The following is a 1,331-nucleotide window of genomic DNA, read 5'->3' as shown; positions in this document are numbered from 1 at the left end:
ACGGCAGCCACCGATTCAGAAACGATGACTTCTGATTTGATGGATGGAATGCCCAGGCTTTTTAAAAGGTTTGCGTCTGATTCTATCCTCGTTTTTGCAGAAATTTCAATATCACTGCGTAACGGGCCGGGTTTGTCTGTCCCGATAATATGGACAATTACCACTTCGTTAACCCCGGGGAGGTCTGCGATGCAGTCCATAACACGCCGTGCATAATCTGAAAAATCGGTGGGGAAGAGAATTCGCCTGAACATACCTACACCTGTATTGAATGAACCTGTCTTGTAATTAATGCAATTGGATAAGTAAATAGGATATTATTATGGTTTTCGAAATGGTCGTCAAAGTACTATCCTTAAATATTATGTGATAGTAAAAGGTCACTGTCACGTATGATACGGGGTGATATGTATGGCTGTACCAGATATGAAAAAGATCCTCGAGCTCAAGCAGGTTGCAATGAAGCGGTGCGAGGATCGGATACTTCAAGCCGCTAGCCGTCCGCCCTGTACAAAACATCTTGAAGATACCGACAGCTATGGCATGACCAGGAGAATGAAGAGTAAATACGGCCTGTAAAGGGTCTATACACCCACTTTATCCTGGCAGCGTTCCTACATCAGTGCCGGTTATCCGGCCTGTGCATGAAGGCGGGGAAGATTATGGAGACAGAACATTCACTGCTGGATCAGATATCGCGAAAGGAAACAGAACTAAAAGAGCAATGTGATCTTGTCTGCAGAGAGGCTGAAACCAGGATCCATGATGCACGGATCAGGGCACGGCGTATGCGGGATGAAGCAGAGCAACGGGGAGCAGAAGAAGCATCACGGTATATGCAAAAGGGACTTGATGAACTTGCAACGCAGATCAGGGCGATCAGGGAATCAGGGGAGAGGGAAGCTGAAAAAATCCTGAATGCTGGAGAGAAAAGGGTGGATATTGCGATAAAACGCATTATCGAGATGGCGTTGGGATAATATGCTCCAGAAGATGAAAAGAATCCTGGTAGTTGGTCCGAAACGTGATTATCAGCGAATTATCGATGTACTGTACCAGGCAGGTTCTATTCATCTTGAAGATGCGAAGAGCGAATCAGCCGGGACCATGGAGATCAGTCCTCTTGATACGTTCAATCCTGATGAGATATCTTCACTTCTAAGCCGGATCAGGGGACAGATCCAGATCCTGACTCCTGTTGATTCCAGAAAGCAAAAAAAAAGTCCTTTTATTGATAAATATGCCCGCCTTTCCCATGAGGATCTGGTAATTACCGCAACATCCATCTGTGACTCACTTGAAGATACGCTGAGAACCCTGGAGAACCGGAA

Annotated in this window: 3 protein-coding genes and 1 pseudogene; 3 read left to right on the top strand and 1 reads right to left on the bottom strand. The window is 45.8% G+C overall.

Features of this window, described 5'->3' with window-relative positions; all coding sequences use genetic code 11:
• On the bottom strand, positions 1 to 254 hold a 254-nt coding region (locus tag PLA23_RS13510), incomplete at its 3' end, for a putative universal stress family protein (RefSeq protein ID WP_324475553.1).
• A 157-nt stretch (positions 255 to 411) separates the two neighbouring features.
• Here PLA23_RS13510 and PLA23_RS13505 point away from each other — a divergent pair.
• The 3 genes and pseudogenes from PLA23_RS13505 to PLA23_RS13495 all read left to right on the top strand — a co-directional run.
• Positions 412 to 579, top strand: a complete 168-nt coding sequence (locus tag PLA23_RS13505) for a hypothetical protein (RefSeq protein WP_324331705.1) — start codon at positions 412 to 414, stop codon at positions 577 to 579.
• A gap of 83 nt (positions 580 to 662) precedes the next feature.
• Positions 663 to 980: a V-type ATPase subunit subunit G family protein gene (locus PLA23_RS13500; protein ID WP_324331703.1), complete on the top strand. Its 318-nt coding sequence runs from the start codon at positions 663 to 665 to the stop codon at positions 978 to 980.
• Between the two features lie 13 nt (positions 981 to 993).
• Positions 994 to 1,331 (top strand): annotated as a pseudogene (locus tag PLA23_RS13495) (V-type ATP synthase subunit I); the annotation flags it as partial.

Origin of the sequence: Methanospirillum sp., assembly GCF_035406105.1 — an archaeon.
Lineage (GTDB): Archaea > Halobacteriota > Methanomicrobia > Methanomicrobiales > Methanospirillaceae > Methanospirillum.
The sequence above is the reverse complement of the archived record's forward strand: the minus strand, read 5'-3'. Positions and strand labels throughout refer to the sequence as shown.